The organism is Flavobacterium sp. PL12, assembly GCF_039123485.1.
Classification (GTDB): domain Bacteria; phylum Bacteroidota; class Bacteroidia; order Flavobacteriales; family Flavobacteriaceae; genus Flavobacterium; species Flavobacterium weaverense.
This window is the reverse complement of sequence record NZ_JBANDI010000002.1, coordinates 21,510-46,682: the sequence shown is the minus strand read 5'-3', so window position 1 is coordinate 46,682 and position 25,173 is coordinate 21,510. Positions and strand designations below refer to the sequence as shown.

At 33.0% G+C, this 25,173-nt stretch carries 23 protein-coding genes and 1 tRNA gene; 16 read left to right on the top strand and 8 right to left on the bottom strand.

What is annotated here, in order from left to right; genetic code table 11:
• Window positions 1-7: 7 nt before the first annotated feature.
• Window positions 8-493, top strand: a complete 486-nt coding sequence (gene purE / locus RCH19_RS01390; protein ID WP_343021732.1) for a 5-(carboxyamino)imidazole ribonucleotide mutase — start codon at window positions 8-10, stop codon at window positions 491-493.
• 110 nt (window positions 494-603) lie between these two features.
• Here the strand turns inward: purE and RCH19_RS01385 are convergent, their stop codons facing one another.
• Window positions 604-1,275 (bottom strand): hypothetical protein, encoded by a 672-nt coding sequence (locus tag RCH19_RS01385; RefSeq protein WP_343021731.1) that lies wholly within the window; start codon window positions 1,273-1,275, stop codon window positions 604-606.
• Between the two features lie 216 nt (window positions 1,276-1,491).
• Here RCH19_RS01385 and RCH19_RS01380 point away from each other — a divergent pair, with 216 nt between their 5' ends.
• Entirely contained in the window at window positions 1,492-3,519 is a 2,028-nt protein-coding gene (locus RCH19_RS01380; RefSeq protein WP_343021730.1) for a M3 family metallopeptidase, read from the top strand.
• A gap of 85 nt (window positions 3,520-3,604) precedes the next feature.
• The gene (locus RCH19_RS01375; RefSeq protein ID WP_343021729.1) at window positions 3,605-4,318 is read left to right on the top strand and encodes a DUF2071 domain-containing protein; all 714 of its coding nucleotides are present in this window, start codon (window positions 3,605-3,607) and stop codon (window positions 4,316-4,318) included.
• Between the two features lie 99 nt (window positions 4,319-4,417).
• Here RCH19_RS01375 and RCH19_RS01370 read toward each other — a convergent pair whose 3' ends face one another.
• Window positions 4,418-5,230, bottom strand: coding sequence for a hypothetical protein (locus RCH19_RS01370; RefSeq protein WP_343021728.1), 813 nt, complete (start codon window positions 5,228-5,230; stop codon window positions 4,418-4,420).
• A gap of 145 nt (window positions 5,231-5,375) precedes the next feature.
• Here RCH19_RS01370 and gcvP point away from each other — a divergent pair, with 145 nt between their 5' ends.
• The 6 genes from gcvP (at window position 5,376) to RCH19_RS01340 (ending at window position 12,877) form a co-directional block, all read left to right on the top strand.
• Window positions 5,376-8,225 carry an aminomethyl-transferring glycine dehydrogenase gene (gene gcvP, locus RCH19_RS01365; RefSeq protein WP_343021727.1) on the top strand — a complete coding sequence of 950 codons (2,850 nt, stop codon included), beginning with the start codon at window positions 5,376-5,378 and terminating at the stop codon, window positions 8,223-8,225.
• A 258-nt stretch (window positions 8,226-8,483) separates the two neighbouring features.
• On the top strand, window positions 8,484-9,542 hold the full coding sequence (locus tag RCH19_RS01360) for a 3-oxoacyl-ACP synthase III family protein (protein ID WP_121925737.1): 1,059 nt from the start codon (window positions 8,484-8,486) through the stop codon (window positions 9,540-9,542).
• 324 nt (window positions 9,543-9,866) lie between these two features.
• On the top strand, window positions 9,867-10,391 hold the full coding sequence (locus RCH19_RS01355; RefSeq protein WP_343021726.1) for a methyltransferase: 525 nt from the start codon (window positions 9,867-9,869) through the stop codon (window positions 10,389-10,391).
• A 61-nt stretch (window positions 10,392-10,452) separates the two neighbouring features.
• On the top strand, window positions 10,453-11,301 hold the full coding sequence (locus tag RCH19_RS01350; protein ID WP_343021725.1) for a glycosyltransferase family 2 protein: 849 nt from the start codon (window positions 10,453-10,455) through the stop codon (window positions 11,299-11,301).
• 68 nt (window positions 11,302-11,369) lie between these two features.
• Window positions 11,370-12,119, top strand: a complete 750-nt coding sequence (locus tag RCH19_RS01345) for an ABC transporter permease (RefSeq protein ID WP_121925734.1) — start codon at window positions 11,370-11,372, stop codon at window positions 12,117-12,119.
• On the top strand, window positions 12,116-12,877 hold the full coding sequence (locus RCH19_RS01340; protein WP_343021724.1) for an ATP-binding cassette domain-containing protein: 762 nt from the start codon (window positions 12,116-12,118) through the stop codon (window positions 12,875-12,877). The genes RCH19_RS01345 and RCH19_RS01340 overlap by 4 nt, the downstream gene beginning before the upstream one ends.
• Window positions 12,878-12,888: 11 nt before the next feature.
• On the opposite strand, the gene RCH19_RS01335 is transcribed toward RCH19_RS01340, so the two are convergent.
• The 3 genes from RCH19_RS01335 to RCH19_RS01325 form a co-directional block, all read right to left on the bottom strand.
• Window positions 12,889-13,341, bottom strand: coding sequence for a hypothetical protein (locus RCH19_RS01335; RefSeq protein ID WP_343021723.1), 453 nt, complete (start codon window positions 13,339-13,341; stop codon window positions 12,889-12,891).
• Window positions 13,342-13,441: 100 nt separating this feature from the next.
• Window positions 13,442-14,044, bottom strand: a complete 603-nt coding sequence (locus RCH19_RS01330; protein WP_343021722.1) for a SprT-like domain-containing protein — start codon at window positions 14,042-14,044, stop codon at window positions 13,442-13,444.
• Between the two features lie 26 nt (window positions 14,045-14,070).
• Window positions 14,071-14,748, bottom strand: a complete 678-nt coding sequence (locus tag RCH19_RS01325; RefSeq protein WP_343021721.1) for an SDR family NAD(P)-dependent oxidoreductase — start codon at window positions 14,746-14,748, stop codon at window positions 14,071-14,073.
• A 131-nt stretch (window positions 14,749-14,879) separates the two neighbouring features.
• Between RCH19_RS01325 and RCH19_RS01320 the strand changes: the two genes are divergently transcribed.
• On the top strand, window positions 14,880-15,446 hold the full coding sequence (locus tag RCH19_RS01320; protein WP_343021720.1) for a GNAT family acetyltransferase: 567 nt from the start codon (window positions 14,880-14,882) through the stop codon (window positions 15,444-15,446).
• 58 nt (window positions 15,447-15,504) lie between these two features.
• On the opposite strand, the gene RCH19_RS01315 is transcribed toward RCH19_RS01320, so the two are convergent.
• Window positions 15,505-16,644 (bottom strand): acyl-CoA dehydrogenase family protein, encoded by a 1,140-nt coding sequence (locus tag RCH19_RS01315; RefSeq protein ID WP_343021719.1) that lies wholly within the window; start codon window positions 16,642-16,644, stop codon window positions 15,505-15,507.
• A 292-nt stretch (window positions 16,645-16,936) separates the two neighbouring features.
• On the opposite strand from RCH19_RS01315, the gene RCH19_RS01310 reads away from it, so the two are divergent.
• The 6 genes from RCH19_RS01310 (at window position 16,937) to RCH19_RS01285 (ending at window position 21,746) form a co-directional block, all read left to right on the top strand.
• Window positions 16,937-18,163: a Glu/Leu/Phe/Val dehydrogenase dimerization domain-containing protein gene (locus RCH19_RS01310; RefSeq protein ID WP_343021718.1), complete on the top strand. Its 1,227-nt coding sequence runs from the start codon at window positions 16,937-16,939 to the stop codon at window positions 18,161-18,163.
• Between the two features lie 209 nt (window positions 18,164-18,372).
• On the top strand, window positions 18,373-19,077 hold the full coding sequence (locus RCH19_RS01305; protein ID WP_343021717.1) for a MotA/TolQ/ExbB proton channel family protein: 705 nt from the start codon (window positions 18,373-18,375) through the stop codon (window positions 19,075-19,077).
• 2 nt (window positions 19,078-19,079) lie between these two features.
• A complete protein-coding gene (locus tag RCH19_RS01300; RefSeq protein ID WP_121925725.1) occupies window positions 19,080-19,472 on the top strand; it encodes a biopolymer transporter ExbD in 393 nt (130 codons plus the stop codon).
• Between the two features lie 31 nt (window positions 19,473-19,503).
• Window positions 19,504-20,301: an energy transducer TonB gene (locus RCH19_RS01295; protein ID WP_343021716.1), complete on the top strand. Its 798-nt coding sequence runs from the start codon at window positions 19,504-19,506 to the stop codon at window positions 20,299-20,301.
• Between the two features lie 59 nt (window positions 20,302-20,360).
• Complete coding sequence (locus RCH19_RS01290; protein WP_343021715.1) at window positions 20,361-21,581, top strand: folylpolyglutamate synthase/dihydrofolate synthase family protein; 1,221 nt, start codon at window positions 20,361-20,363, stop codon at window positions 21,579-21,581.
• Window positions 21,582-21,668: 87 nt separating this feature from the next.
• A tRNA-Val gene (locus tag RCH19_RS01285) sits at window positions 21,669-21,746 on the top strand.
• Window positions 21,747-22,055: 309 nt separating this feature from the next.
• Here RCH19_RS01285 and RCH19_RS01280 read toward each other — a convergent pair.
• Both RCH19_RS01280 and murF read right to left on the bottom strand, forming a co-directional pair.
• A complete protein-coding gene (locus RCH19_RS01280) occupies window positions 22,056-23,465 on the bottom strand; it encodes a glycosyltransferase family 2 protein (protein WP_343021714.1) in 1,410 nt (469 codons plus the stop codon).
• Between the two features lie 364 nt (window positions 23,466-23,829).
• Window positions 23,830-25,113: a UDP-N-acetylmuramoyl-tripeptide--D-alanyl-D-alanine ligase gene (murF, locus tag RCH19_RS01275; RefSeq protein WP_343021713.1), complete on the bottom strand. Its 1,284-nt coding sequence runs from the start codon at window positions 25,111-25,113 to the stop codon at window positions 23,830-23,832.
• Window positions 25,114-25,173 lie beyond the last annotated feature (60 nt).

Here is a 25,173-nt window from a genome sequence, read left to right as displayed (position 1 = left end):
AAAAATAATGAGTAAAGTAGCCATAATAATGGGAAGCATTTCAGATATGCCCGTAATGCAAGAAGCAATAGACATATTAAAATCATTTGAAATTGAAGTAGAAGTTGATATCGTATCAGCACATAGAACACCAGAAAAATTATTTGACTTTAGTCAAAATGCGCATAGAAGAGGAATTTCAGTAGTAATTGCAGGAGCCGGTGGAGCTGCACATTTACCAGGAATGGTCGCTTCTATGTCACCGCTTCCAGTAATTGGCGTTCCTGTTAAGTCAAGCAATTCTATTGATGGATGGGATAGTGTTCTTTCTATATTACAAATGCCAGGCGGTGTTCCCGTTGCAACCGTAGCACTCAACGGAGCAAAAAATGCAGGAATATTAGCAGCTCAAATCATAGGAAGTCACGATAAGACTGTGATGGAAAAGATTATAAAATATAAAACAGAATTAAAAGAAGCAGTTATTATCGCATCTGACAGCCTGAATAAATAATAAAATTGATTTGAACTTTGCAAATTAGCTTTAAATTTTTAAAACCTAAAATGCCCTCAAAACACTGATGTTTTGAGGGCATTTTAGATTAAATTAAGTCGCTACTTATTTTATTCAATCTCAACTGGAATTTCTAAGATATCTTCATATTGTGAAGAATTAATATCATCCTTACTTAACCAATACTCTGACGTCGTAATTGTAAAATTGACATTATCTGAAGTTGTAACATCCCATAGTACATCTTCTGCCTCAGGAAACGATGCGTTTTCATTCATAGCGTGATCAAATAATCGCTTAATCAAATTACTATCTGACAATCCATTATTCAATAATTTTAAAATATTCTCTTTGGTTAAAGCGTTTTCATTCTCTCCTTCTATTAATTCAAAAGAACATTCAAGGATGGTTGCTTTTGCATTTGGAAACTTTCCATTATACGCTTTAAAAAGCAACTGATTAATATGGAACAAAGTAGAGTGCAATCTAATTTCAGGATATTCCTCGCAAACTTTATCAAGTAACATATCATTTGAAATCTGATGAATTTGTCCATCGTTCAAGTCTTCTGCTAACTTATATTCTAGCATTATGACAGCAGCATCTTTTGGTTCGAAGTCTGAAATTGCCATGAACAACAATTCTTTTAAAGTCGCTCTATCGGAACCATCAGCATCTGGATAATCAAATTTTGCTAACAAATTTACATAATCGTCATTTGTCCAATATTCTTCTATCTCATCTACCGTGTTCGCTCTATTTATTGTAATCTGATACTTCATGTTTTCTTATTTTTTTTCGATTTGCTTATTTAAAAACTAATCATTTTTTACAATTTAAGGCTTTCTAACTGAGAAAAGAAATAAATAACATTTAAATAACAGATTCACTGTCGCATTAATTTGAGCCTAATCATAATCTACTTCAAGTTCAATTTTTAAATTATTCGCTACCTTTGTTATTATTAAAAATAGATTTTTTTATAAAAATAAATTCAAATGAGTATCTTAACAACACTATTTAATACACTTCATAATACAGCCCCTTTTTCTAAAATAAAAAATGAAGATTATCTTCCAGCATTCATAGAAGGTATCGCATTGGCAAAAGCCGAAATTGACGCGATAGTTCAGAACGAAGCACTTCCTACTTTTGAAAACACCATAGAAGCTTTAGATTATAGCGGTTACATTCTAGATCGAATTTCTAGCATTTTCTTCAATCTGAATTCAGCAGAAACTAATGACGAAATTCAGAAAATTGCGCAAGAGGTTTCGCCATTACTATCAGACTTTAGTAATGACATTACTCTAAATGCGGCACTTTTTGCAAAAGTAAAAGCAGTATATGATCAGAAAGCATCATTGAATCTCAACCCGGAACAAACCACTTTATTAGACAAAAAATATAAAAGCTTTTCTCGAAATGGTGCCAATCTTAGTGAAGATAAAAAAGCAAAACTTCGAGAAATCGATAAGGAATTATCGAAGACAAGTTTAAAATTTGTTGAGAATGCATTGGCTGAAACGCAGGCTTTTCAAATGCATCTTACAAATAAAGATGATTTAGCAGGATTGCCAGAAGGGACGATAGAAGCCGCTCGTTCTTTGGCTCAAAGCCAGAAAAAAGAAGGTTGGATATTTACGCTTGACTATCCAAGTTATATTCCTTTTGTTACTTACGCTAAAAATAGAGAATTGCGTAAAAAAATGGCTATTGCTTCTGGTGCTAAAGGTTTTCAAAATAATGAATTCGACAATCAACAGAATGTTCTTAAAATTGCAAAACTCCGTTTTGACAGAGCGCAATTATTAGGTTATGCAACTCATGCGCATTTTGTTTTAGAAGAAAGAATGGCACAAAGCCCAGAGAAAGTACTTTCCTTTTCAAATGATTTACTTGCAAAGGCCAAACCAGCTGCATTAAAAGAATTTGCTGAATTGACGGCTTTCGCCAAAGAACTAGACGGTATAGAGCAATTAGAAAAATGGGATGGCGCGTACTACTCTGAAAAGCTGAAACAAAAATTATTTGATTTAGATGATGAAAAGTTAAAGCCTTATTTTCAATTAGAAAAAGTACTAGAAGGTGCTTTTATAACTGCTGAAAAATTATTTGGTTTACATTTTGAAGCAACTAAAGCGATTGATAAATACCATGAAGAAGTTGCAACTTATGAAGTAAAGGACGACAGCAATAAGTTGGTTGCAATTTTTTACGCTGATTTTTTTCCAAGAAAAGGAAAGCGCAATGGAGCTTGGATGACATCTTATAAGGCGCAATATGTAAAAGACGGATCGAATGAGCGTCCACACATTTCTATTGTTTGTAATTTTACAAAACCAACAGAAACTAAGCCATCACTTTTGACATTCAATGAAGTGACTACTTTATTTCACGAATTTGGACATGCTTTGCACGGAATATTAGCAAATACTACTTATCCTAGTTTATCAGGAACTTCAGTATTTTGGGATTTTGTAGAGCTGCCAAGCCAAATTATGGAAAACTGGTGTTACGAACCAGAAGCGTTATCATTATTTGCGCACCATTATCAAACAGGCGAAATGATACCAATGGATTTAGTAGAAAAAATTAAAGAAAGCGCAAGTTTTCAAGAAGGAATGGCAACAATGCGTCAGTTGAGTTTTGGTTTATTGGATATGGGTTGGCACGGACAAGATCCTTCAAATATTACAGATATTAAAGCTTTTGAAACGGAACAGTTTGCGGCAACGCAATTGTATCCTGAAGTTGCTGAAAATGCAATGTCGACTGCATTCTCGCATATCTTTCAAGGAGGTTATTCTTCTGGATACTATAGTTATAAATGGGCAGAAGTTTTAGATGCCGACGCTTTTGAATACTTTAAAGAAAAAGGAATTTTTAATAAAGAAGTCGCTAACAAATTTAAAGACAATATACTTTCTAAAGGTGGAACTGAACCACCAATGGAATTATACAAACGCTTTAGAGGTCAAGAACCAAAACCGGATGCTTTGCTAAGAAGAGCGGGATTAATCTAAAGCTTTTTATCAAATATAAAAACCGGAGCAGCATTGCTTCGGTTTTTTATTACATTTAATTCGATCGTATAAAAAAATAAAAGTTATGAGTTTTTTAAAAGCAGAATGGAATAATCTAGCCATGATCAATTATGAGGTCAATCCAGAAATTCTAAAAAAGTATGTGCCAAATGGAACGGAGCTTGATTTATGGAATGGGAAATGCTATGTGAGTTTCATTGGATTCCTTTTCGAAAAAGTTAGAGTTTTAGGAATCAAAATTCCATTTCACTCTGATTTTGAAGAAGTCAATTTAAGATTTTATGTTAGAAGATTCGAAAATGGAACTTGGAAAAGAGGAGCTGTTTTCATTAGCGAGATTGTACCTAAATTTGCTATTTCATTTATAGCAAATACTTTTTACAATGAACACTACAGCACTTTACCTATGAAGCATAAGTTGAGTGTCAACGAAAACTTACGAGAATTCATTTACCAGTGGAAAGTAAATAATAAGTGGAATACCATTCAGGTAGAAACTGAAAAAAATGCAGTAGAAATTGAACCCAATTCAGAAGCTGAATTTATAACTGAACATTATTTTGGTTATAATAAGGTCAATGAAAATGAAACTATTGAGTACCAAGTGACACATCCAAGATGGCAACAATACAAAGTTATAGGCAACACATCAGTTATCGATTTTGAAGCGGTATATGGAAAAGAATTTGCTTTTATTAAGGATCTAGAACCAAGCTCCGTATTTCTAGCGGTTGGCTCTGCTATTACTATTGAGGACAAGAGAAAAATTAAATTATAATTAATAATTGACTAGAAAATGAACATTTGAATAGTTTTAAAGATGTCTTCAGGAATAATTTACTGATTACTCTAAAATTGTTAAACGTTATTTATTTTTCTAAATAAAAACAACCATCAACCACCATAAAATAGGAATTCCTTCGACCCAGAAAGAAGTGTAATATCTAGAGCGGTTTTCATTAGCGAAAAGAAGTAAGAAAGATAACAAAACAAACAAAACGGCATTGACTAACAGCTGCTTTTGATCAAAACTATTTTTCAAAAATTCTAAAAGATAAAAGAGAATCATCAACGATATACCTAGCGTTTTTGTTTTCCGTACTCCTATTTGCTGAGGAACTGTTTGTAAATGCGGATCATCATTTGATAAATCGATGATTTCAAAGACAATTACTAAGCAAAAAACAAGAATAAACCTTTGTATACATTTCAGATAAAAATCGGATGTGATAGGTATTTCTGCATTTAAAATTGGCAATCCTATCGTTACACCAACCCAACATAATGCTACAATATAAATTTTTACTCCAGCCCAGTTTCTGGCATTTCTTCTGTTGGGAAAAAAAGGTAATGTATATAACAATGTAATAGCTAAAAAAACTACCGCTACAATTTGGGTAATTCTTTCTAATTGAAAAAAATAATAACCAACCATAAGTAGTGAACAAAAACTAAATAAGGCAATTAGCTTTAATTCCGTTTTCATTTTTTCTTTTTTGGCTCGAGCCAAAGCATCATATTTTACAAAATTATAGCCCACTATAGTTCCAAAAAAAACAAAATTAGCGGTTTCTTCATCATTAGGAATGTGGAACATGTAATACGTCATTCTGACTAAAGCATAACACGACAAAGCCACGTGTATACTGCTATTTATATAAAAATCAAGAAGTAGCTTAAAAATCCTCATTAGACAAAATTAATCAAAGTGTTAATAAGAATGGCTTTTAGTTGAAAAATTCACAGAAAATCAACTTAAAAAAGGCTATTTATAGCATATTAATATTTAATTTTACAGCCAGTAAATAACACACACACAACACATTTTATATACAATGAAAACAGACGCTTTTGCATTAAGACACATCGGTCCAAGAGAAAATGATTTAGAACATATGTTGAAGACAATTGGTGCCGACACTCTAGATCAATTGATTGATGAAACTATTCCAAGTGACATTCGCTTAAAATCAGATTTAGATTTAGAGCCTGCAATGACCGAATATGAGTTTGCAAATCACATTACTCAATTGGGGAACAAGAATAAAATGTTTCAATCTTATATTGGATTAGGTTACAATGCGGCAATTATTCCTGCTGTAATTCAAAGAAATGTTTTTGAAAATCCAGGATGGTACACTGCTTACACTCCGTATCAAGCGGAAATTGCTCAAGGTAGACTTGAAGCAATTTTAAATTTCCAAACAATGGTTATCGAACTAAGTGGAATGGAAATCGCAAATGCTTCACTTCTTGATGAAGCAACTGCAGCTGCTGAAGCAATGGCATTGTTATTTGATGTGCGAACTCGTGATCAAAAGAAAGCGAACGTATGTAAGTTTTTTGTTTCTGATGCAATTTTACCACAAACCTTGTCTGTTTTACAAACTCGCTCAACTCCTATTGGTGTTGAATTAGTTGTAGGAGATCACCAAGAATTTGATTTTTCTACTGATTTCTTCGGAGCAATCCTTCAGTATCCAGGAAAATTTGGACAAGTATATGATTATGCAGATTTTATAGCTAAAGCAGCAGAAAACGAAATTAAAGTAGCAGTTGCTGCTGATATTTTAAGTTTAGCAAAATTAACTCCTCCAGGCGAAATGGGAGCGGCTGTAGTTTTAGGAACAACACAGCGTTTCGGAATTCCGTTAGGTTACGGAGGACCGCATGCAGCTTATTTTGCAACTAAAGATGAATACAAACGAAGCATGCCAGGAAGAATCATTGGTGTAACTATTGACACTAATGGTAATCGTGCACTTCGTATGGCTTTACAAACACGTGAACAACATATCAAGCGCGATAAAGCAACTTCAAACATTTGTACTGCGCAGGTTTTATTATCTGTTATGGCAGGGATGTACGCTGTTTATCACGGTCCAAAAGGACTAAAATATATAGCTAGTAAAGTGCACGCTTCAGCGGTAACTTTGGCAAACACTTTACAAAAATTAGGTTTCGAACAAACGAATACTGCATTTTTTGATACAATTGTAATAAAGGCTGATGCTCAAAAAGTAAAAGAAATTGCAGTTCAAAACGAAGTAAACTTTTATTACATCGATGAAAATGCGATTTCAATCTCTTTGAATGAAACAACAAGTATCGCTGATTTAAATAAAATTGTCAGCATTTTTGCTTCTGCAAAAGGAACTCAAGCACTAACAATTGATACTTTATCTCAAACCAATCATTTTCCAGAAAGCGTTGAAAGAACTTCAAGTTTCTTAGAACATGATGTTTTTGCAAAACATCACTCTGAAACAGCTTTGATGCGTTATATCAAAATGTTAGAGCGCAAAGATTTAGCATTGAATCATTCTATGATTTCTCTTGGATCTTGTACAATGAAATTGAATGCAGCTTCAGAAATGTTGCCTTTAAGCAACGCACAATGGAACAACATTCACCCATTTGCACCTTTAGATCAAGCGCAAGGTTACCAAGAAATGCTGACTAAATTAGAGCAACAATTAAATGTAATTACAGGTTTTGCTGGAACTACTTTACAACCAAATTCAGGTGCTCAAGGAGAATACGCAGGACTTATGGTTATTCGTGCTTATCACCAGTCAAGAGGAGATCACCATAGAAATATTGCTTTAATTCCATCTTCAGCTCACGGAACAAATCCTGCGTCTGCAGCTATGGCGGGAATGAAAGTAGTTGTTACTAAAACATTAGAAAACGGAAATATAGACGTAGAAGATTTACGTGCAAAAGCAATTTTACACAAAGACAATCTTTCTTGTTTAATGGTTACTTATCCATCTACTCATGGAGTTTTTGAAAGTGCTATTAAAGAAATTACGCAATTGATTCACGATAATGGCGGACAAGTTTATATGGATGGCGCTAATATGAATGCACAAGTTGGTTTAACAAATCCAGCAACTATTGGTGCAGACGTATGTCACTTAAATTTACATAAAACATTCGCTATTCCTCACGGTGGTGGTGGACCAGGTGTTGGACCAATATGCGTTGCTCCACAGTTAGTTCCATTTTTACCTACAAATCCAGTAATTCCTACAGGTGGCGAAAATGCGATTACTGCTATTTCAGCTGCTCCATGGGGTTCTGCTTTAGTTTGCTTGATTTCTTACGGATACATTTGCATGTTAGGTGCAGAAGGTTTGAAACAATCTACTGAATATGCAATCTTAAATGCTAATTACATAAAAGAGAAGTTAAATGGTCATTATGACACATTATATTCTGGTGAAATGGGTCGTGCAGCACACGAGATGATTCTAGAATGTCGTCCATTTAAAGAAAAAGGAATTGAAGTTACTGATATCGCAAAACGATTGATGGATTACGGCTTCCACGCTCCTACTGTTTCTTTCCCTGTAGCTGGAACTTTGATGATTGAACCTACTGAAAGTGAAAACTTAGAAGAGTTAGATCGTTTTTGTGATGCAATGATCGCAATCAGAAAAGAAATTGAAGAAGTTACTTTAGACAATTCAAATAATGTTTTGAAAAATGCGCCGCATACTTTAATGATGGTAACCACTGACAATTGGATTTTCCCTTACAGTCGTGAAACAGCAGCATTCCCATTAGATTACATAGCTGAAAATAAATTCTGGCCTACGGTTCGTCGAGTTGATGAAGCTTACGGTGATCGAAATCTAAACTGTTCTTGTGCACCAATTGAAGCCTACATGGAAAGCTAGATTAAAAACTAAATGTCTCGAGAAATCGGGACATTTTTTTTTGACATTTAAACTTCTAAATAATTGAGGTAAAAAATTTATTGATTGATTTAAATGAACGGAGTGACAAAATCACATTTTTATTTTAGATTTATAATAAAATATTAAATAATATAGCTAAATACTTGTTATTCAATAATTATATGCACGCATAGTAAATATTGTGATAGTAATAATTTTTTTATGTTTAAATTAGCATAAAATTTGGAAAGAAACGCAATGAAAATAAAAATAACCGGCATAGGAAGTTATATTCCTGAAAAGAGAATAAGCAATGCAGACTTTGGAAACCATGTATTTTTAAACGATGATGGAAGTGCATTTGGTTATCCTAATGAAGTTGTTATCAATAAATTCAAAGGAATCACAGGAATCGAACAAAGACGCTATGCTGAAGACCACTTATCTTCTTCTGATTTAGCTTATTTTGCCGCTCAAAAAGCTATTGCAAGTGCAGCCATCGATCCAGAAACAATAGATTATATCATCTTTGCACATAATTTTGGAGATGTAAAAAAAGGAGCAATTCAGTCTGACATGCTTCCTAGTTTAGCAACAAGAGTTAAGCATAAACTACAAATAAAAAACCCTAAATGTGTTGCATACGATATCCTTTTTGGCTGTCCAGGATGGATTGAAGGTGTGCTTCAAGCTAACGCATTTATAAAATCAGGCATGGCTAAGCGTTGTTTAGTTATTGGTTCTGAAACTTTATCAAGGGTAGTTGATGAGCACGATAGAGACTCAATGATTTATTCTGACGGAGCTGGTGCATCTATAATTGAAGCATCTGACGACGATTCAGGTTTACTATCTTATGAAAGTGGCACCTATGCCATGGATGAAGCTAATTACTTGTTCTTTGGAAAATCATATAATCCAGATCTAGATCCAGATACACGTTACATAAAAATGCACGGTCGCAAAATATACGAATTTGCCTTAAACACCGTTCCAGCAGCTATGAAAAGTTGTTTAGATAAAAGCGGACTCGGAATTGACGATGTCAAAAAAATACTAATTCACCAAGCTAACGAAAAAATGGATGAAGCAATTATTCATCGTTTTTATAAGTTGCATGGGAAATCAGTTCCACAAGATATAATGCCGATGAGTATCCATGAATTAGGTAACAGTAGTGTCGCTACGGTTCCTACTCTACTTGATTTACTAGTACGAGGCGAAATTAAAGATCAAAAAATTGTTAAGGGCGATATTCTTCTTTTTGCTTCTGTTGGAGCTGGAATGAATGTTAACGCTTTTATTTACAGATATTAAAACTGTTGTTTTTAAACTAAAAAAACAATTAATTGCTTTGTTATAAGCAGGAGCTAATCCAGCTGTAGATTGCAATTCCTCAGTACAAAATTTGTTTTTCAAAGATGCAATAGAGCTTCCTACATTCGCTTTTTGCATCTTGAAAAACTACATCTTAAAGCTCCGGGATTTTCTCCCGAAATATCGAGACCATCTGAGCTAAAAAACAAGAATCAAAAACACTTTTATTAGTATATTTGCACGCAGAATCTTTATGAAAAATGATTCTCGCGCAAAATTAACTAAGATAAAGAACGAAATAGAATTCCGTTCGTCTAAATCGCCATGTACGAAAAAACGTTTCCTAATAAAAGATTCAAACATACTTTAGAATTCCTAAATAAACATATTACAAATTCCTCCACTATTTTAGATTTAGGCGTTGAAAATCCTTTTTCTAAAATAATGAAAGAAGACGGATATACTGTTACAAATACTACTGGAGAAGATTTAGACAACGACCAAACTGTTTTTCAGTCAGCAAAAACTGATGTCGTAACTGCTTTTGAAATTTTCGAACATCTTTTGAATCCGTATACGATATTAAACGAAATAAAATCAGACAAACTTTTTATCTCTATTCCATTACGTCTTTGGTTCTCGCCGGCTTATCGAAGTAAATCAGATATGTGGGACCGACATTATCATGAATTTGAAGATTGGCAACTAGATTGGCTTTTGGAAAAAACAGGTTGGAAAATAATTGACCGTCAAAAATGGACCAACCCAGTAAAGAAAATTGGCATCCGTCCTTTGTTGAGAAAATTCACTCCGAGGTATTACATTGTTTATGCTGAAAAAATAAAATAAACTTAGTGACTTTCTCAAAGTTGAAAATTTTGAAAAAGTTACAAAGTCAAACATACATTTAATGAATTATTACATCGTTATTCCAGCTCACAATGAAGAGCAATTTATTGCACTGACATTAGAGTCTTTAGTTTCTCAAACGCTTTTGCCAAAAAAAGTGGTAATTGTAAATGATAATTCTACTGATACAACAGCTGAAATAGTTGCATCTTTTGCAAATCAACATCCATTTATATCATTGGTCGAAAAAAAATCAAGCGCTATTCATTTACCTGGAAGTAAAGTAATTCAAGCTTTCCAAACAGGTTTTGAAACCTTGGATGATAATTACGATGTGATTGTAAAAATTGACGCCGATTTAATTTTCCCTCTTAATTATTTTGAAACGATTGAAAAATATTTCAAATCTGATCCTCAAATAGGTATGGTTGGTGGATTTTGTTATATCGAAAAAAATAGTGAATGGGTTTTAGAAAATCTAACGGACAAAGACCATATTCGCGGCGCATTGAAAGCGTATCGCAAAGAGGTCTTTAAACAAATAGGTGGTTTAAAACCGCAAATGGGTTGGGACACCGTTGATGAATTGCTTTGTAAATTCTACAATTGGAAAGTAATCACAGATGAATCTTTACATGTTAAACATTTAAAACCAACAGGAGCTAACTACAACAAAACAGCTCGTTATAAACAAGGTGAAGCTTTTTACACCTTAGGTTACGGATTTACAATAACCGCCATAGCCTCGGCAAAACTAGCGATGATGAAAAAGAAACCACTACTCTTTTTGGATTATTTAAAAGGATTTTGGAAAGCTAAATCAGCTAAAACACCATTAATGGTAACGGCAGAACAAGCAAAATTTATTCGAAAATACCGCTTAAAAAAAATGAAAGAAAAGGTTTTCTAGTGAAAACTAAACCAAATTGACAAATAACTCGTAACTAATTTTGTAATTTAGCCCTTATTCACAAAACTATGATGCTCCTTCGATATATAACGCAAATAGGAAGATATTTCCTGATGCTAAAAGAAATCTTTAACAAGCAAACCAAATGGTCTGTAATGCGGAATTTAATTTTCAAGGAAATTGATGACTTGATTATTGGATCTCTAGGAATTGTAGCCTTTATTTCCTTCTTCGTTGGAGGCGTTGTGGCAATTCAAACTGCATTAAACCTAACCAATCCACTGATACCTAAATATCTTATTGGATTCGCTACAAGACAATCTGTAATTTTAGAGTTTGCTCCAACATTTATTTCCATCATTATGGCGGGAAAAATGGGATCATTTATTACTTCTAGTATTGGAACGATGAGAGTTACGGAGCAAATTGATGCTCTAGAGGTAATGGGAGTAAATGCTTTGAATTATTTAGTATTTCCTAAAATTATAGCGCTTTTATTATATCCTTTTCTTATTGGAATTGCAATGTTCCTAGGTATTCTAGGTGGATGGATGGCTGGTGTTTATGGTGGTTTCATATCAAGTGCTGAATTCATTAATGGAGCACAAATGGATTTTATTCCATTCCATATTGCATATGCCTTTCTAAAAACATTAATTTTCGCATTATTATTAGCAACTATACCTTCTTTCCATGGTTATTACATGAAAGGTGGAGCTCTTGAAGTTGGTAAAGCAAGTACAGTTTCATTTGTTTGGACATCAGTTTCAATAATACTTTTCAACTATATATTAACGCAATTGTTACTAGGATCATGATAGAGTTAAAAAACATAGAAAAATCATTTGGTGGAAATAAAATCCTTAAAGGCATTTCTACAGTTTTTGAAACTGGAAAAACCAATTTAATTATAGGACAAAGTGGATCTGGGAAAACAGTTTTACTGAAAAGTCTTTTAGGAATTCACACACCTGAATCAGGACAGATCTGTTTTGATGGTAGAATATATTCTGAATTAGCACCAGATGAGAAGAGAGACCTTAGAACGGAAATAGGAATGGTATTTCAAGGAAGCGCACTTTTTGATTCGATGACAGTTGCTGAGAATGTTGGTTTTCCTCTTCGAATGTTCACAAAAGACAATAAAGCTATGATTAAAGAGCGTGTTGACTTTGTACTTGAAAGAGTAGCTCTTAAAGATGCGCATCATAAATTACCTTCTGAAATATCAGGAGGAATGCAAAAAAGGGTTGCGATTGCACGCGCGATTGTAAACCGACCAAAATACCTATTTTGTGATGAGCCCAACTCTGGTCTTGATCCAAATACTTCTACCTTGATTGATAACTTAATTAAGGAAATCACCGAAGAATACGACATCACAACAGTTATCAATACACATGATATGAACTCGGTTATGGAAATTGGTGATAATATCTTGTTCCTAAAAAATGGTCTTAAAGCTTGGCAAGGAACCAAAGAAGAAATTTTTATTACCGATAATGAAGCTGTAGTTGACTTTGTTTACTCTTCTAATTTGTTTAGAAAAGTAAGAGAAGCGTATTTGAAGGGGTAATAAAATCTATACTAATTTTCGATTTTATAATTCCATTTATCACGCTTATGCTTTTTACCTACTAAAGGTACAATGATAAATACAGAACCATAAACTATGGGGATTATACCAATTGAAGCTAGATAACCTCCTGAGGTGAGTATTCCAACACCTGCCATTGTTAAAAGACCTCCGCTACCAATAGAAATAGGACTTAAAACTGTAGAGAAAGTTGAAGCTTTTCTAATTTTTAAAATTGAATCTATTTTAATTTCAGTTCCTTTTATAACGATGGTTGCAGTATCTATGATTTTAAAATTCCCTGCAATTTTTTGGTTATTATGCATTTTTACTTTTATTCTTCTGTTCTCTACAAGATATGTGTGTCCACTTCCTTTTTTTGAAGTTAAATAAATTCCGCGCTGCTGTGCATAGCAGAAACTAATAAAAAAGAATAGAAATAGTACTGTTGTAAATCGTTTCATTATTCTATCATAGAAATTGATTGAAACAAATATAAAAATAATATTTTATAATCCTTTTCTTTCTATAAAATCATATTATAAAACCGTAAAATAATGATATCTAGTTCGTTTTCAACAACTCTACCTCAGCATTTGGATTAAATAAATACATCTTGCCTGAACTTATCTCGAGACATTCAAAACGTTTCGTTCGGACCGCTATTTTCTTGAAAATTTTACCATTCGAAATTCTAAAAATACTTCCATAAGGAATTTCGAAAACATAATTTTTATCGTTTTCCTGATCAAACTGTTTTAACGCTAATGCTAAAGTTGTGTCAGTATCGCTACTAGCAGTTGGGTTTTTAAAGTGTCTTGCTAACAATGGCAATAAGTGAGCAGGGAAAATCTCTGGTCTAATATAGGGAACCATCAAGCGCTGAAAAGAAAATTTCCACTCATTACCATGTGGTTTGATGTTTCTTCCAAATTTTTCGAAAGCAACGAGATGGGAGATTTCATGAATTAATGTAATCAAAAACTTGTATTTATTTAAGTTTGAATTAACCGTTATTTCGTGCTTTCCATTTAATCCTTTTCGATAATCTCCATGACGAGTTTGTCGTTCATTGACGATTTTAAGATGCACTTGATTAGCTACAATTAGTTCGAAAACTGGTTTGACGGCGTGCTCGGGAAGATATCTTGATAAGGTTTCACTCAAAATTAAATCTAACTTAAAAGTTTTATTTATGGATTAGTTGAAGATACTTGCAACACCTTACCATTGAAATATTTATTTCCTGTCAAAGTAAAATTGAAAATATAATCAGCCATTTCGTTTGCTGAAATTGGAGCTTGATATCCTGGAAATGCTTCTTCGAGCATTTCTGTTTGTACAGAACCTAATGCTAATACATTAAAAGAAATTCCACGCTCTTTATATTCCTCCGCTAGTAATTCCATAAGTGTAATTACAGCTCCTTTACTAGAACTATAGGCTGCAAGTCCAGCAAATTTGAAGCTTCCTTGAATTCCACCCATCGAACTAATAGTTACCACATGACTTCCTTTTTGCAAATAAGGCAATGAAATTCTAGTCAAATTAGCAACCGCAAAAACATTGACTTTATAAATGTTTTCGAAATCTTCTTGCGAAGTTTCTGCAAAAGGTTTCAAAATTAAACTTCCGGCATTATGAATAATAGCATCTATTTGCTTCCACGATTTCGAAACGAAATCACTTACTTTACTTAATTCCGATTCATTAGATAAATCAACTGAAAGACAAGTTATATTTGCATTTCCCAATAATGTTTGTGGAATTTTTCTAGATATTGCTAGCACTTTATGTCCTGAATTCGCAAATTGCAATGCTAACTCATGGCCTATACCTCTACTTGTACCGGTAATTATAATATTTTTCATTGTACAAAAATAAGCAAAAACGTCACAATAGCCTCGCTTTAAACAAAGGATTGTTTTTAGATTTTAAAAACAAAGCGTAATAGATTTTTTCCTAATTTTGAATGGATAAACTAATTTAAATTCTTCTTTTAATGATAGAAAATATACGATTTGAAATAGCAACTTTAAATGACATCGAAGGTGTTCTGGCATTGCAAGAACTTTATTTAGTTTCTAATTTATCTGAGGAGGAAAAAGTTGGTGGTTTTGTAACAACGCCATTTACAATTGCACAGTTAACAGAAGTTATTGAGTGTCAAAATTTATTTGTCGCAAAAGATAAAACTAAGATTATTGCTTATATTTTTACTGGAAGTTGGGATTTCTTTAATCAGTGGCCCATATTCAATCACATGATTTCACTATTACCTGAATTTCACTTTTTAGATGAAAAATTTAACACTGTTAATAGCTTTCAGTATGGACCAGTTTGTATTCATAAAGAGTATAGAGGAAAGGGTTTAATCAGTCCGTTTTTTGAATTCATGCGCGTGAACATGAAAAGTAAATATCCATTAAGCTTGACTTTTATTAACAAAACTAACATTCCATCTCGTAAAGCACATACTGAAAAACTAAAATGGGAAATAATAGCTGATTTTCAATTTAATAGCAACGACTATCTTATTTTAGCTTATGACATGAACAAAAGTGTCTAAAAAATAAAACCCTTTCTAACCGGGATTAGAAAGGGTTTTATACTTAAAATAATATTATTTAAGAAATCAAAGTTCTTGAAATTACAATGCGTTGAATTTCAGAAGTACCTTCATAAATCTGAGTAATTTTAGCATCGCGCATCATACGTTCTACATGATATTCTGAAACATATCCGTTTCCACCGTGTATTTGAACTGCTTCAATTGTCGTGTCCATAGCCGTTTGAGAAGCAAATAGTTTTGCCATTGCACCAGATTGAGAAATGTCTTTTCCTTCATCTCTTTCTGAAGCTGCTTTTAGAACTAGCATTTTGGCTGCCATAATTTGCGTCGCCATATCTGCTAATTTAAAAGCAATTGCTTGGTGTTTGAAAATTTCTTTTCCAAATGCTTTACGTTCTTGAGAATATTTTAAAGCAAGATCGTAAGCACCAGTTGCAATTCCTAACGCTTGAGAAGCAATTCCAATTCTACCACCATTTAAAACAGCCATTGCAAAATTAAAACCAAATCCATCTGCTCCAATTCTGTTTTCCTTAGGAATCTTTACATCAGCAAACATTAAGGAATGGGTGTCTGATCCACGAATACCCATCTTTTTTTCTTTTGGACCAATATCAAATCCAGCCCAACCTTTTTCAACGATAAAGGCGTTGATTCCTTTATGACCTTTCTCAATATCAGTTTGTGCAATTACAATATAAGTAGATGCCGAAGAACCATTGGTAATCCAGTTTTTAGTACCATTTAATAAATAGTGATCTCCTTTATCGATTGCAGTGGTTTTTTGTGAAGTTGCATCTGAACCGGCTTCTGGCTCTGATAAGCAAAAAGCACCTATGACTTCTCCTTTAGCAAGGGGAACTAAGTATTTCATTTTTTGTTCTTCATTACAGTATTTTTCAATACCTGCACATACTAATGAGTTGTTCACAGACATAATAACAGCTGCAGAAGCATCAATTTTAGAAATCTCAGTCAATGCTAAAACATAAGAAATACTATCTAAACCTGAACCACCATATTTTGGATCGACCATCATTCCCATAAACCCTAACTCGGCCATCATTTTCACTTGCTCTGTAGGAAATTTTGAATGTTCGTCACGTTCAATAACACCAGATAATAATTCTGCTACAGCAAAATCTTTAGCTGCTTGTTGAATCATTAAATGTTCCTCTGTTAGATTAAAATCCATATGTTTTTTTATAAATTAAATGTTCTTAAATTGGTCCTCAAAAGTAATTATTTAATATTTAATTTCAAACGTTTTCGTGAATTTAGCAATTGTTTAAAGATAAAAAATCATACTAAAACTACAAATTCAAACTAAGACACATACTATTTTTTAATGCTCCACTATTATCGAGTAATTTTTAGTTTAGTATCCAAAATTTAAAACAATCTGCAAGATTTAAAATAAAACTCAAAATACATAATTCACATTACTCTATTATTTATATTTGCCTAAATTAAACATATCGTAAAAAATGAAAGATTTATTAAATAAATTCGAAAATAAAGAACCGGAAATAGTTTTCCATTGGAAGGACTCTGAAACAGAAGCAGAAGGATGGACAGTCATTAATTCACTACGTGGTGGAGCTGCAGGTGGTGGAACTCGCATGAGAAAAGGTTTAGATATGAATGAAGTTTTGTCTTTGGCAAAAACTATGGAGGTAAAATTTTCAGTGGCTGGGCCAGCAATTGGTGGTGCCAAATCTGGAATAAATTTTGATCCAAATGACTCGAGAAAAAAAGGAGTTTTAGAACGTTGGTTTAAAGCAGTTTCTCCTTTGTTGAAAAGCTATTACGGTACAGGAGGTGATTTAAATGTGGACGAAACGCATGAAGTTATCCCAATGACGGAAGAATGTGGTATTTGGCACCCGCAAGAAGGTGTTTTCAATGGGCATTTTAAACCAACTGAAGCAGAGAAAATCAATAGAATTGGACAATTGCGTCAAGGCGTTGTGAAAGTAATTGAAGATTCAAAATATTCGCCTGATGTTTTGCGTAAATATACCGTAGCAGATATGATTACAGGTTTTGGCGTTGCTGAAGCAGTAAAAAACTATTACGCTATTTACGGAGGAGATGTTAAAGGAAAAAAAGCAATCGTACAAGGTTTTGGGAATGTTGGATCGGCAGCTGCATTTTACTTAGCAGGTATGGGTGCAAAAATTATTGGTATAATTGACAGAGATGGTGGAATCATAAACGAAGAAGGATACACTTTTGACGAAATTAAAGCTTTTTACCTTGCAAAAGATGGAAACAAGCTTGTTGCTGAGAACATGATCCCTTTTGATGAAATCAATGAGAAAATCTGGACGATAGGTGCTGAAATATTTACTCCTTGTGCAGCTTCACGTTTAGTCACTCAAACACAAATTGACAGCTTAATCGCTAATGGACTTGAGGTTATTTCTTGTGGTGCAAATGTACCTTTTGCTGATACAGCAATTTTCTTCGGACCAATAATGGAGCATATTGACAACAAAATCAGCTTAATTCCTGACTTTATCTCTAATTGCGGAATGGCTAGAGTATTTGCTTTCCTTATGGAGAAAAGAGTTGAAATGACCGATGAAGCTATTTTTCAAGATACTTCAGCAACCATTAAAGCAGCGATAGAAAAAGCTCACGCGCTAAATAATTCAAAAACAAACATAAGTGCGTCAGCATTTGAAATTGCTTTGAAACAATTAGTTTAAATCAATTTTACACGATAGTAGCTTTTGTTATTTAGACGGAGGTAAATAATTAGTCAGTTTAATGCATTGTTATAACAACAAATGCATAAACTGACTTTTTTTTATTCCTAAATTTACACCTTAAATAAATCCTTTGAGTTGCTAATTATAATCGAAGTAAATAGCAATTTTTATAATATATTAGCGTTTTCATAATAAATAAAATTTCTATGAGTCTATTGTTACAAGCGGACAGCCTATCTGTTGCGAAAGAAAGTTTAGTTGATGCAGTTCCTGTTGAAAAAACATTATCTATAATCGAGCTACTTACTAGCGGAGGACTAGCAGGTCAAATTATAATGACTGCTTTATTTTTAATGTTTTTTGTTGCTTTATATCTTTATTTTGAACGCCTAATGGCTATCAATGCTGCTTCAAAAATCGATGTCAATTTCATGGCACAAATCAAAGATAATATCAAGAATGGCCGAATCGATAACGCTAAAATCGCATGTGCTCATTATAAATCACCTGTCGCACGTTTAATTGAGAAAGGAATTTCAAGAATTGGTAAACCTTTAGATGATATTAATACTGCTATCGAAAATGCTGGAAAGCTTGAGATTTATAAATTAGAAAAAAATGTAAGCATGTTAGCTACTATTTCTGGAGCAGGTCCTATGACTGGATTTTTAGGAACAGTTGTTGGTATGATTCAAGCATTCCACAAAATGGCAAGCTCTGGCGGACAAATTGAAGTTGGTGCACTTTCTGAAGGAATTTATACCGCAATGACAACTACTGTTGTTGGTTTAGTCGTTGGAATTATTGCTTATGTGGGTTACAACCACTTGGTAGTAAAAACAGATAAAATCGTTCACCAGATGGAAGCGAACGCAGTTGACTTTTTAGACTTATTAAACGACCCTGCATAATTATGAATTTAAGAGGAAGAAATAAAGTTAGCGCAGAATTCAATATGTCTTCAATGACTGATATTGTGTTTTTATTACTGATATTTTTTATGCTTACATCAACAATGGTTACGACTAATGCATTAGATTTAGTTCTACCAAAAGCAAAAGGAAAAACGGATAGCAATAAAAACATTTCAGTGAGCATCAATAAAGAATTACAATTTTTTATTGACAAAGAACCAGTGTCTGAATCCGAATTAGAATCAAAATTATTAGGTCTTTTTTCATCAGATAAAGAAAAAGCTATTGTTCTAAGAGCTGAAGAAGGAGTTCCTATTGAGAAAGCGGTAAACGTTTTAGACATTGCTAATAGAAACCAAATTAAAGTAGTTTTAGCGGTTAGACCTAAATAGTTTATTTGTCTTAAAAAAAGATTTATTCTACATGAAATATATAGAAACAAAAGAAGAAAAGAAATCATTTGCAATCACATCAATAATTTTTGTGATTCTTTTTGTTTTGTTCTTTTATTTAGGATTGACCTCATTAGATCCTCCTCCTGAAAATGGAATAGCAATTAATTTTGGTACGACGGAATTTGGTTCTGGAAATATCCAACCTACAGAAGCCATCCAATCTGCTCCTAAAGCGGAGGCAGCAAAAGAAGCGGCGGCTAGCAATGACGATGTGCTTTCTCAAGATATTGAAGAAGCTGTCGTAATAAAGGAAGCTAAAAAAATTCAACCTACTAAGCAAACCTCTAAACAGGAAGTAAAACTGAAACCAAAAGAAAATCCAAAGCCTTCAAAAAGTACTTCTGACGCATTATCAAGTTTAATAAATGGTCCTAAGTCGGATGGAAAAGCACAAGGCGGAGAAGGAAACGATAATCTTCCAGGAGATAAAGGAAGTCCAAATGGAAATCCTTACGCAAATAGTTATTATGGCTCAGGAACTGGAAGCGGTAATGGAAGCGGTTGGGGATTAAATGGTCGCAGCATCAGTTCTAGAGGAAAAGAAGTACAAAAATGTAATGAATTTGGAACTGTTGTAGTACAAATTACTGTCAATAGAAGTGGTAATGTTATTGCTGCAAAATATACGAAAGGAACCACCAACACCAATCCGTGTTTGATAGAACCTGCATTGGCTACAGCTAGGAAATATAGATGGCAACCCGATTCAAAAGCGCCTGAAACTCAGATTGGTTTCATAACCGTGAATTTCAAAATTGGAGAATAATCATAACTATAAATAATAAAAACTCAAGTATCTTTGAGTTTTTATTATTTATAGACCTCATGAATTATCAAGAAACAACGCAGTGGATGTTTAATCAATTACCAATGTACCAAACTCAAGGCGCATCGGCTTACAAGGAAGACTTGACCAATATTATTTCATTATCTGAACACTTAGGTAATCCTGAAAAAAAATTAAAATGTATTCACGTAGCCGGAACTAATGGAAAAGGCTCCACATCTCACATGCTATCCTCAATATTACAAGAAGCAGGATATAAGGTTGGTCTATACACATCACCTCATTTAAAAGATTTTAGAGAACGGATAAAAATTAATGGGATTGAAATCTCTGAAGATTTTGTTTGCGACTTTATTAAAAAACATAAATCCTACTTAGAAAAACAGTCGATGAGTTTTTTCGAAATGTCCGTAGGTTTGGCATTCAACTATTTCGCAAAAGAAAATGTAGATATTGCAATTATTGAAGTAGGTTTAGGAGGCCGATTAGACGCGACTAACATTATTAAACCACTTGTATCTGTAATAACAAATATTAGCTTAGATCACACGCAATTTCTGGGAAACACAGTCGAATCGATTGCCTCTGAAAAGGCAGGAATAATCAAATCTTTAGTTCCAGTAGTAATAGGAGAATATGATGTGGAATCCAAAAAAGTTTTTTTGGCTAAAGCCAAAGAAAAAAGTTCGGAGATCTATCTTGCTTCAGATTTAATTTCGATTGATTTCCCATCTGATTTAATAGGTGATTACCAATTTCATAATAAAAAAACTGTACTTCAAACTATTGCCGTTTTAAATAAGCAACAAGAATTTAAAATAAGTGATGAAAATATAAAATCGGGACTACTAAATGTTGTAAAAAATACTAACCTACAGGGTAGATGGCAACAAATAGGTGAATCTCCAAAAGTTATTTGTGACACAGCACACAACAAGAGCGGTCTTCAAATCGTGATAAATCAGATCATAAAAGAGAGTTTTGATAAATTACACATTGTATTAGGAGTTGTAAACGATAAAGATTTAGATGAAATTCTACCGCTATTCCCTAAAAATGTAATTTATTATTTCTGTAAACCAACTATTTTTCGTGGACTAGATGCTAAAATTTTAAAAGAAAAAGCAGCTTCTTTTCAACTTAAAGGAGAAGTATACAATTCAATTTCAGAAGCTTACCAAAACGCGATAAGTAATGCATCAAAATCCGACTTCATCTACATTGGCGGAAGCACTTTTGTTGTAGCAGAAATTTTATAATTTTTTTTATTTTTTACTTGCAATTGTAGAAAAGTGATGTATATTTGCACACGCAATAACAGAAACGAAAGTTACTAAATTGAAGTAGGGCGATTAGCTCAGCTGGTTCAGAGCACCTCGTTTACACCGAGGGGGTCGGGGGTTCGAACCCCTCATCGCCCACCAAATTTACAAACCTCCAAAGTCATTTGATTTTGGAGGTTTTTTTTATTTCATAAAACTGAACTTTAAAAAATTTTATTTAATACTGAATTTAGTAAAAGCAAATATCTAGATTTTACTATTTCCCCATGACTATATGTATTGATCCGTTACTATACATTTCTATGCATAAAAAAAATCGTCTTAATTTGAAATCTAAACGATTCTTTGATTCACTTTTATTTTAAGTTTTTGTCAAAAATGAAGTACTTAGCACATCAACTCTTCATTAATAAATTGAGAATTAAACGAAAGTAAACATTTCAAAAAAAATTATTTTACTGGCAATTCTCTAGTTAACCAACCACTTTTTCCAGCTGTAGCTATCGCATATGGAGAGATCCAAAATAATCCAAAAGTATATAAAACACTATACGCGTATGCCCATAAGGATTCTGCCGCACTGTACTTTTTAGCATAAAAGAAAACTGGAAAACTCGCAAATATCAATATCGCCAAGAGCGTTGAACTTAGAAAAAGTAAAGGTTGAACGATTATAAAATACATCATGAAAATTAGAAAAGGATATGTCATTACCAAAGTCAAAAACTGATTTGTAAATAGTAACCTTGCTCCTAGCTTAAATTCCTTTCTAAAATTAGTGAAAACAAACTTAGCCATAACTAGATTTTCACGAACGTTACTTCTACCCCAACGAATAAACATTTTATACAATCCTTTGTATTGCTCTGGAACGTCTGTTAGCACAATTGCATTACGCTGAAAAAGAACTTTCTTTCCTTGTTTTAAAATCATATTCGTCATGGCTCTATCTTCACCAATGTCTGATGCAACTCCCATAAACTTTTGATCGATCCATTCTGGCAAGCAATTAAAAACTGCTGAACTTTTATATGCAGCTAGTGCACCAGGAGTACAAAGCACACTTCCTACTTGACTTTCCACAGACCTTACAAATTCAAAACTCATCACAAAACTAACATTAAGCATCTTAGGCAAAATGGCGTTTTTATTATTCAGTACTCGAACGTTACCGGCTACAGCTCCACAGCTCTCGTCAACTATAAATGGACTTACTAAATTTCTTAAAGTATCTTTTTTAATAATGGAGTCACTATCAATTGTTACAAAAACATCTCCAGTCCCTAAATTGAAACCACGATATAAAGCGTGTCTTTTACCTTTGTTCTCTGGTTGTTGAAAAACAGATATCCTATCACCTAAAACTTCCTTAGCTTTATTCATCCAATACCAAGTATCATCTTTACTTCCATCATCAATTGCTAATATCTGCAGCTTATCTTTAGGAAAATCACTGTTGGCAATACTCATTAATGTTTCATAAACTAATTTGCCTTCGTTATATGCCGGTACGATGATAGTGCAAGTTGGCAGTAATTCATCATTTACAGATTCTATAGATTTATATTGAAAGTATAGATAGACATTGTAAAAGAAGAACAAGACTTTAAATAAAAGTAAAGCAGAAGTGATTATAATGAATGTCAAACCAATTGAGGAGTTGATTCTTGTTTGATTAAAATTATAAAAATCAGGTTGAAGATAATAAACGAAAGAAGCTCCAATGATTAATAACGCCATTGTTGCTACTAAGACAATATTATTAGCGAAGCTACTTGCTGAAAAACTAGCATCTTTAGATAGCGTATTGCTTTCCTTAGATAAAAATTTTTCTTTGATTGGGACAGTTTGTGTTTTCATATTAAGAATTAATTAATCAGGATTTATTTTCTAAATACTAAGCAACTCTCATTCCAATAAAATAAGAACTGTAATTCAAACGATTACGATAAATTTTAGATTATAAAACTGTATAAAATTTACCCAACACTTACCCAATACCCATTTTGTATTAGGATAGCTATAATAAGAGTCAAGAGTTAAGAAAATAAATTTGAATGCAAAAACACCTATAAGAATCACTATCTAAAAACACCTCAAAAATTGAAGAGGTGACATGTCTTAATTTCTAGAGTCCTAAAACTGCGGGAAACAATCGTAATTAATAATGCCATCATCATATAATGTGATAGCATCTTTAATTTCTTATCAAGAAAGGAATTTATTAGATAAAATCTATCGTACGCTCTAACGCCATTCCTCTTGAACCTTTTATTAAAATTGAATTATTATCAAAAATAAAATTAGATAGTACAACTGAAAAACTATCAAAAGAATCATAAAAATAAAAATTATCAGCTTCCACTCTCGCTTTATAAAAAGCAGTACCAACAAAATAACACTTTATATTTTGTTCGTTTTTAAGCAGATCAACAATTTCTTCGTGTTCTTTGTCGCTTTCGTATCCTAACTCAAACATATCCCCTAGAATCATTATTTTATTTAAATCGCTCAACTGTATATAGTTTTCAATAGCTACTTTCATACTACTAGGATTTGCATTATAAGCATCCAATATGATTTGGTTCGAACCTTTTTTAAGTAACTGCGATCTATTATTTTCGGGAACATATGCTTCTAAAGCACTTTTTATATCAGCATCTATGACTTTGAAGTATTTTCCAATAGCTATAGCAGCATTAATATTGTTTGCATTGTAAAGTCCTATTAAATGCGAGTTAATTGTATTACTTTCATAACTTACCGCTACTAAAGGATTTGCCGTTATATTCGTTATATTAAGATCAGCTGTCGATCTGTTAACACCAAATGTATAGGATTTTAGACTCTTAGACTTCTCAACCTGAATAGCATCTTCTAAATTAACAAACACAAGCTTGCTCTCATTGGATAAGTAATGATACATTTCGCTCTTCCCTTGAATGACACCTTCAACACCGCCAAATCCCTCTAAATGCGCTTTTCCAAAATTAGTTATATAACCATAATCTGGTTTTGCTAATTCACATAAAAACTCGATCTCTTTTTTATGATTCGCTCCCATTTCTACAATACCTATTTCTGTATCAGAATTGAAAGAAAGCAACGTTAATGGCACTCCGATATGATTATTCAAATTTCCTACTGTAGCTTTAGTTTTAAACTTTTTAGAAAGAACAACATTAATAAGCTCTTTTGTAGTTGTTTTTCCATTGCTACCCGTAAGCGCGATAATTGGCAATCCTAAATATTCCCTGTGATACATGGCAAGCTGCTGCAACGCAACTAAACTATCCTGAACTACAATTGTGCGTTCGTCAACAAAACAAGAAGCATCATCAATAATAACGTACGATGCTCCTTTATATAATGCTTCATTCACAAAAGTATTAGCATCAAACCGATCTCCTTTTAAAGCAACAAAAAAAGAGTTCGCTACTATTTTACGAGTATCTATTACTACCGCATTACAATTTAAAAATAAACCATGAATGTACTTAATATCCATCTGAAAGGTGTTAAAAAAACAAAAGCCCTAATCAAAGGGCTTCTATTTTTATTTTTAATA